The 7,009-nt window shown below is 46.8% G+C and carries 9 protein-coding genes; 4 read left to right on the top strand and 5 right to left on the bottom strand.

Features of this window, described 5'->3' with window-relative positions; genetic code table 11:
* Positions 1-64: 64 nt before the first annotated feature.
* Positions 65-1,201: an NAD-dependent epimerase/dehydratase family protein gene (locus Q0991_RS08415; protein WP_299487324.1), complete on the bottom strand. Its 1,137-nt coding sequence runs from the start codon at positions 1,199-1,201 to the stop codon at positions 65-67.
* Between the two features lie 223 nt (positions 1,202-1,424).
* Here Q0991_RS08415 and Q0991_RS08420 point away from each other — a divergent pair, with 223 nt between their 5' ends.
* The 4 genes from Q0991_RS08420 to Q0991_RS08430 all read left to right on the top strand — a co-directional run bounded on the left by Q0991_RS08420 (position 1,425) and on the right by Q0991_RS08430 (position 3,981).
* Entirely contained in the window at positions 1,425-2,042 is a 618-nt protein-coding gene (locus Q0991_RS08420) for a hypothetical protein (protein ID WP_299487327.1), read from the top strand.
* 75 nt (positions 2,043-2,117) lie between these two features.
* Entirely contained in the window at positions 2,118-2,327 is a 210-nt protein-coding gene (locus Q0991_RS25120; protein WP_366524922.1) for a winged helix-turn-helix domain-containing protein, read from the top strand.
* Positions 2,317-2,862 (top strand): DUF192 domain-containing protein, encoded by a 546-nt coding sequence (locus Q0991_RS08425; protein ID WP_299487329.1) that lies wholly within the window; start codon positions 2,317-2,319, stop codon positions 2,860-2,862. The genes Q0991_RS25120 and Q0991_RS08425 overlap by 11 nt, the downstream gene beginning before the upstream one ends.
* A gap of 156 nt (positions 2,863-3,018) precedes the next feature.
* Entirely contained in the window at positions 3,019-3,981 is a 963-nt protein-coding gene (locus Q0991_RS08430; protein ID WP_299487331.1) for a methylenetetrahydrofolate reductase, read from the top strand.
* 17 nt (positions 3,982-3,998) lie between these two features.
* Here the strand turns inward: Q0991_RS08430 and Q0991_RS08435 are convergent, their stop codons facing one another.
* The 4 genes from Q0991_RS08435 to secY all read right to left on the bottom strand — a co-directional run bounded on the left by Q0991_RS08435 (position 3,999) and on the right by secY (position 6,981).
* On the bottom strand, positions 3,999-4,748 hold the full coding sequence (locus Q0991_RS08435; RefSeq protein ID WP_299487333.1) for a C40 family peptidase: 750 nt from the start codon (positions 4,746-4,748) through the stop codon (positions 3,999-4,001).
* Between the two features lie 56 nt (positions 4,749-4,804).
* Positions 4,805-5,029, bottom strand: coding sequence for a translation initiation factor IF-1 (gene infA, locus Q0991_RS08440; protein ID WP_010469293.1), 225 nt, complete (start codon positions 5,027-5,029; stop codon positions 4,805-4,807).
* 84 nt (positions 5,030-5,113) lie between these two features.
* A complete protein-coding gene (locus Q0991_RS08445) occupies positions 5,114-5,674 on the bottom strand; it encodes an adenylate kinase (RefSeq protein ID WP_299487335.1) in 561 nt (186 codons plus the stop codon).
* The gene (secY, locus tag Q0991_RS08450; protein WP_299487337.1) at positions 5,674-6,981 is read right to left on the bottom strand and encodes a preprotein translocase subunit SecY; all 1,308 of its coding nucleotides are present in this window, start codon (positions 6,979-6,981) and stop codon (positions 5,674-5,676) included. The genes Q0991_RS08445 and secY overlap by 1 nt, the downstream gene beginning before the upstream one ends.
* Positions 6,982-7,009 lie beyond the last annotated feature (28 nt).

Here is a 7,009-nt window from a genome sequence, read left to right on the forward strand (position 1 = left end):
AATTCAGTCTTTCTTCAGCATGCCCTCCTCACAGGACTGCACTAACGGGTTAAAACTAGGGACCTCATGGACGCGTTAAAGATTGTTGGCGAAGGTGCTCAACAATGGACCAGTACCAATCCATCTTGCTCAACAACGCATAAGCAATAAATTTGAGATTTTCTGGATGTAGTGTATATAAAGGTTGGAAGTTCGTACCTAAGAGTCTGCGAGGATTCCCCCAAGTATGAACAACATAATTTTGAATATCTTCTGGGACTTCTACTTCAGCGATAATGGGTTGATGGTCAGAGGGTAAAAGGGCCTCAATATGCCCAATCATCGTACGAATAGAAGTTGGCTCACCCTGACCAATGTTGTAGACCAAATCAGTAATATTATCGATTTGGGGTTGAGGTTTCGGCAAAGTTAACAAGAATAAGAGGGCCCGCGACACCTCTGCTGCAAATATCGTGTCCCGAGTTTGTTCTCCTGGCTTAAATTGTCCCTGGCGTCCCCATAATTCAAAGGGAGTTTGTTCTAAGCTATGCCATAAAACCTGTGTGTACAGATTGCCAAAGTTTCCTTTGTGCTGCTCGGTCACGCCATAAACCGAAAAGAAACGACAGATTTGGACCCCTAAGTGATTACAAAGAGCCTGCTGGATAGCCATATCCTCCATCATTAATTTAGCAGTTTCGTAAAGTGATCCCGGCCAAACCCGCTCATCCTCAAGGGAAGGACGCTTTTTACAGAGACTACTGGTAGAGGCAAATATCAAGCGGATATTTTCGGAGACACACCATTCCAAAACGGTCTTCCAGATATCAACTTCTTCTAACACATCTGCAAGATTATGAAAGTGGGGGACACTGGATCGACCCCCGACGAAGATTAATATATCCGGTTTAGAAATTGGGTTAAGCGCATAATCTTTATGGCATCGAATATCCACCTGGCCTCTCAGGCTGGTCGGTAAATTTTCCCTCTTTCCGAGTCGTAAATCATCATTAATCGTCAAGCGCTCTAGTGGATACCCAAACTCATAGAGCTTGGTAATAATATGAGAGCCAACTTGCCCACATCCCCCCATCACACAAATTCGCTGTGCCTGTAAGTTCAGAAAATCGAGTCGATGAGGGTCCTTAAGCGTCTTATCAACATACCAGTTTTGAATATCTTGAGCTTGAAGGTCAAAAAGATCCAGAGATGACGATGACATGGGAACACAAATGGTTGCTTTTCGCACTATAAACGAGAAGTTTGTCTTTAGCTTCTCTAGTTTTTTGAATCATTGTGTTGGCGTTTGTCTTAATGGGTAATTCGAGGATTTGACAAAACTACAAACTCTTAAGCTGAACGGGGAGGCATCGGTATCAACTGATGAGCGAATAGAATGAAAGAACGATGGAAAGGAAATCCTGGTGATAGTCTTGATCCGAATAATGACCGTGATCGGTCTACTACTGAGTGTCGTCACGATCTGGGTTCAAAATCAAAGTCCAACCCTGTCGTTAGTCTTTTTGGGAATGAGATCGGAACCCTTACCCTTGGGATTCTGGATTGCTGGAGCAGTCTTGATTGGGGCACTGGGGAGTTTGGGGATTTTTGCTATTCTCTCAATGGCACCTCTTTCGCCTCTCCATGCTCGGCGACGGGCAAAGTTTCAGCAGCAACCCTCAAATCATCCTCAACCGGATCGGGTGAACCGGGGCAACAGAAGAAGGTATTCAGATTGGGACGAGCCCGTTGCCACGGATTGGTATGGTTCCTCCAAGTCAGAGCCTTTTTTCGATGATAACTCTGATTATTTTGAGAATGAGCAGGATTTTGCGGACGATCCCTTTGACTATCCAGACGAGGACTATGATGATTCCGCCCCTCCTTGGGAAAAGAGGGATTCATCTTATTCTTTCAGTTATCGTGATCCCAAATTTGCCCGCCAAAGGAGTCAACGGGAATCCGTTTTTGATGCAGAATATCGCGTCATTACACCTCCCCAAAAACCTGACGTATCCAGCGATGACTGGGATGAGTTTGACGATCAATTTCGAGAGGACTAACCCTTTCTTATATCAAGGTATTGATTGACTCGAAGTTATGGCGGTCTTATCTTGAGATGAAGCTATGACCCATAGATGACAGAATATGAGCTACTAGGATATTTGCTGAAGCATTCTCGAAAAAGCCTAACGCGCGAGCCATGTTTTGATACTGCGTTGGCATTTAGCATCCAAGAGACATTTAGTGTAAATCATATGTATATTCGTAATCTACGCCTCAACGCGCAATTAGACGTAAAAAAGCACATTATAAGTACTGTTTGTGGGGTTGGATATGTTCTTTGATAAGCCTAATCTGCATCGATATCGGTCAATTTTGGGTTTTATTGCGGGGGTGTTGATGTTGGGGTGTCAACCCCTTAATCCAGCCACCGATGCCACAACAGCTTCGCCTGAGTCTTCTGTTACGGTGGCGACAACCCCTGGTCAACGATTGCCCATTACAGCTCAAGCATCGATTCATAATCAAGTGGTGGAACTAGAAGTTGCTCAAACTCGACAGCAACAGGCCACTGGCTTGATGAGTCGCCCCAGTCTTGCGGATAATCGCGGGATGTTATTTTTGTTCAATCCCCCCCAAATCGTCAGCTTTTGGATGAAGCATGTTCTGATTGATTTGGATATGATTTTTCTGCGAGAGGGGGAAGTCATTGCGATTCAGCATCGTGCCCACCCCTGCAAAACCACACCCTGTCCTATCTATGGCCCAAAAGGTGAGATGATCGATCAGGTGATTGAGCTCCGAGGGGGACGAGCTAAAGAATTGGGGATACAAGCAGGCGATCGCATCTCTATCCAACCCCTTTCCCCTGAATCTTGAGTGTATGCTAGGAAGAATTGGGATTTGCAGGTTTAACATGCTGACGAGCACTCACTAGCAAGTTGCAAGTATTGAACCAGTCTTCCCTGTTCCCCCATGTGCTGCTAAGTACGTTGATTCAGCACACTTTTCTTTATAGCTGGTCTCCTTTTTCCCATGGCATCCTCCATTCCCGCTGTTCATGATTCCTCCGAATTATTTTCTTCGCCCACTGAGCATCGATTTCGGTCTGCCATTAACGCAGGGGAATTTTTAGTTACAGCAGAGGTGATGCCACCGAAAGGAGGGGCTGTTACCCATATGTTGCAACAGGCTGCCCACTTAAAAGATTGGGTGCATGCGGTCAATATTACGGATGGCAGTCGGGCAGTGCTGCGGATGAGTTCCCTAGCAGTAGCGGCTATTCTGCAGCATCAAGGGATCGAACCCATTTGTCAGATGGCCTGTCGCGATCGCAATCGGATTGCCCTCCAAGCTGACTTAATGGGAGCCCATGCCTTAGGCATTCGAAATATTCTGGCTTTGACTGGCGATCCGATTAAAGCGGGGGATTTTCCCAAAGCGAAGGGGGTTTTTGATTTAGAATCGGTTCGCTTGTTAAATATGATTCGTCAGTTGAATGCGGGTCGAGATGCCAATGAAAAAGACCTGCCGGATGGCCCCACGCGGCTTCTTGCAGGGGCAGCCGTTGACCCTCAATTGACCAGTTGGTCGGGGCTGCAAAGTCGATTCGAGAAGAAAGTAATGGCGGGGGCAGAATTTTTCCAAAGCCAATTGATTGTGGATTTTGACCGCCTGGAAAAATTTATGACGGACATTGCTAGTCAATCTAATAAGCCGATTTTGGCGGGGATCTTTCTACTCAAGTCCGCTAAGAATGCTCAATTCATCAATCGCTGTGTTCCCGGTGTTAATATCCCTGACTCCATTATTGAACGGCTCGCTCAAGCGACGGATCCATTGCAAGAAGGGATTACGATTGCTGCTGAGCAGGTAAAGCTTGCCCGTCAGTTATGTCAAGGTGTTCACATGATGGCTGTGCGTCGAGAAGATTTAATTCCCCAGATTTTAACGCAAGCAGGGGTTACCCCTCTGAGAATGCCCCAATCAGTCACTTAAACCCAGATAGTCTTAAATTATTTGTTGGGTAGATAGCTCTGCATAATGCGTCCAGCTCCACGGATTTGTTGGTAATACGTTTGGGTGACGATATCCCCCTCTTCTGAGAGCAAATCTATGCCAATGCCATTGCGACCTTGGTCTATGCCTGAACTATGAATGTAGCGGCCCTCTCCTAGATACAAGGCCACATGATTCGCTTTTTCAAGTGGACCAAAGAAAATTAAATCTCCGGGCTCTAATATTTGAGCAAGATCCTGAGGATTTTCGCCTGAACTCATTAGGGATTGGGTAAATGCTTCTTGCTGATAGGCATCTCTAGGCAGCCAGATCCCTTGCTCAGCAAAGGCACGCTGCATCAAGCCTGAACAATCAAAATTCGGACCAATGGTTCCACCCCACAAATACACGTTGGCCTGTTGGTGTGCCGCTTGCATAAACGCAATCACGAAGGGGAGGCGAGCCAAAATTTGATCACGACTTACGGATGTAGATTGATATGGCTGAGGAGCTGGTTCTAAAGCCAGGAGGTCCTCGGCCTGAATCCAACCTGGATAATCATCTTCACAAAGACGAACTGAGAGGGCGTCCTGCCTTTGATCAATCTGAACAGGAGTAAATCTAAGATGTCGGCCAGGCCAAGCCTGAGTGGCTAAAGTCGTACAGTCAGGCGCATCAAATAAATTAAGGGACTCACAAACTCGATATTCAACAGAGGAGTGTGTCCCATCCAATTGCTGTGCCTTTAGCGTCTCGAAGGAAACCATATTGCGTGATCGCAACTTGCATGTTGTTGAACCGATTGCCTAACGAATACGATGAACTATTTCTTGCGCAAGCGGTAGGTAATCCGCCCTTTGGTCAAATCGTAGGGGGTCAGCTCAACTTTGACACGATCACCGGGTAGAATCTTGATGTAATTCCGCCGAATCTTGCCAGAGATATGGGCTAGAACATTAAAACCGTTATCTAGGTCCACGCGAAACATGGCATTTGGTAACGATTCTGTGACCGTACCTTCCATCTCAATCGCATCTTGCTTAGCCAAAAAGTTGATCCTCCTAAGGATGAATTAGAACCGATTTATCGAAATACTGATAATTCAAAGCTTCTCCACAGAGAGTATAAAGAATTATGTGAGATCTGCCAAAGCTGCTTTGATCCGATCGGTCACGGCTTCCACAGATGTATCGCCATCAATATCCACTAGACAGTTGCGTTGACGATAGAAATCTAAGATTGGGGCAGTCTCTGTATGGTAGACCTGGAGGCGATCTTGGATAACGGCTTCAGTGTCATCCTTCCGCCCTCGGCTGAGCATACGAGTAATCAAAGTCTGTTCGGGGACTTGGAGATTAATGACGCGATCGCAGGTCTGCTTCATCTCCGTGAGCAGTTTATCCAAGGTTTGGGCTTGGAGAATCGTGCGGGGAAAACCATCTAATAACCAGCCACTGGCCGTATCTGGCTGGGCCAAACGCTCCTGCACCATATCGATCACAACTTGATCAGGGACCAACTGCCCTTGATCTAGGTAGGACTGGACTTTCAAACCCAAAGGGGTTTGGCCCGAAATTGCTGCGCGGAATAAATCCCCCGTCGAAATATGCGGAATGTTAAAGTCAGCTGCAAGGGAAACGGCTTGGGTTCCCTTACCTGCCCCCGGTGGCCCAAACAGAATTAAACGTGCCACTACTGCTTCACCATCCCTTCATAGCGCTGGGAAATTACATAAGTCTGAATTTGCTTGGCCGTATCAATGGCAACCCCCACCAAAATCAAAAGGGATGTGGCGCCAAAACCTGAGAAGATACCGCCCCCCACGACCCTCTCCGCCGCCACAGGAACCAACACAACGGCGCCTAGGAAAAAAGCCCCCAGCAATGTAAGTCGATTCAAAACTTTTTCCACATACTCTGTGGTGGCTCGACCCGGACGAATCCCCGGAATACTGGCCCCCATCTTCTTCAAATTCTGGGACATATCAATGGGATTAACCACCAACGATGCATAGAAATAGCTAAAGAAAACAATCATCGACAGATAGAAAATCACATAGACCCAAGGTAATGAACTAGTAGGGCTCAGATAACTCGCAAATTCAATAATGGTTTGATTATTGGTTAATCCTGCTAGAGTCCCAGGCAAAATCAACATGGCAGAGGCAAAAATAATGGGCATCACTCCACCCGAGTTCAGTCGAAGCGGCAGATAACTCTTCTGCTCTTGATAGGTTCTACGACCCACTTGACGTCGAGCGTAAACGATGGGAATTCTGCGGGTGCCTTCCTGGACAAAGACAATGCCAACAATCATCAAGATAAAAACGGAAATCAGGATGATGACCTTCGAGACCTCACCTTGTTCAGCAATCTGTAAGGCATTCCCTAAAGTGCTGGGTAAGCCAGAAACAATACTCAAAAAGATCAGCAATGAGGCGCCGTTACCGACCCCTCTTTCGGTAATAAGTTCGCCTACCCACATCACAAACATGGAACCCGCCGTTAAGGCGACCACCATCTGAACGATAAACACAATGCCGGGATTGAAGACCACACCCTCAGCGCCGTTGATCAAAATGGCAAATCCTGTACTTTGGATAATGGCCCAGCCCAAGGCAACGTAACGGGTAATTTGGGAAATTTTGCGGCGACCAGCTTCCCCTTCATCTTTTTGCAGGCGCTCTAGGGAAGGCAGTGCTGCCGTCAGCAACTGCAGGATAATAGAAGCGTTAATAAAGGGAATAATGCCTAAAGCAAAAATCCCCAGGGCCGAGAAACCGCCCCCAGAGAAAAAGTCCAAAAAGCCAAAAACAGGATTGCCAGCAAAGGTTGATGTGAACGCAGCTCGGTTAATACCTGGAACAGGTAATCGAATACCCAGCCGGACCAAAATCAACAACCCAAGGGTGATAAAGACCCGACCTCTCAGCCCAGCTGCCTGGGCCATTTGCATAAAGGTCTCTTGGGCGGATGGTGTTTTACCTCTGCTGACAACCATGTCAGGGATACCTCTCTAAAAGCCGATT

Origin of the sequence: Acaryochloris sp. IP29b_bin.137 (genome assembly GCF_028285745.1) — a bacterium.
In the GTDB taxonomy this organism is placed as follows: Bacteria; Cyanobacteriota; Cyanobacteriia; order Thermosynechococcales; family Thermosynechococcaceae; genus Acaryochloris.

What these genes read in the sequence shown, in the direction of transcription:
- secY (WP_299487337.1), bottom strand. Translation starts at nt 6,981, where the DNA reads ATGGTTGTCAGCAGAGGTAAAACACCATCCGCCCAAGAGACCTTTATG.
- Q0991_RS25120 (WP_366524922.1), top strand. Translation starts at nt 2,118, where the DNA reads ATGACAGAATATGAGCTACTAGGATATTTGCTGAAGCATTCTCGAAAA.
- Q0991_RS08435 (WP_299487333.1), bottom strand. Translation starts at nt 4,748, where the DNA reads ATGGTTTCCTTCGAGACGCTAAAGGCACAGCAATTGGATGGGACACAC.
- Q0991_RS08415 (WP_299487324.1), bottom strand. Translation starts at nt 1,201, where the DNA reads ATGTCATCGTCATCTCTGGATCTTTTTGACCTTCAAGCTCAAGATATT.
- Q0991_RS08420 (WP_299487327.1), top strand. Translation starts at nt 1,425, where the DNA reads ATGACCGTGATCGGTCTACTACTGAGTGTCGTCACGATCTGGGTTCAA.
- Q0991_RS08430 (WP_299487331.1), top strand. Translation starts at nt 3,019, where the DNA reads ATGGCATCCTCCATTCCCGCTGTTCATGATTCCTCCGAATTATTTTCT.
- Q0991_RS08425 (WP_299487329.1), top strand. Translation starts at nt 2,317, where the DNA reads ATGTTCTTTGATAAGCCTAATCTGCATCGATATCGGTCAATTTTGGGT.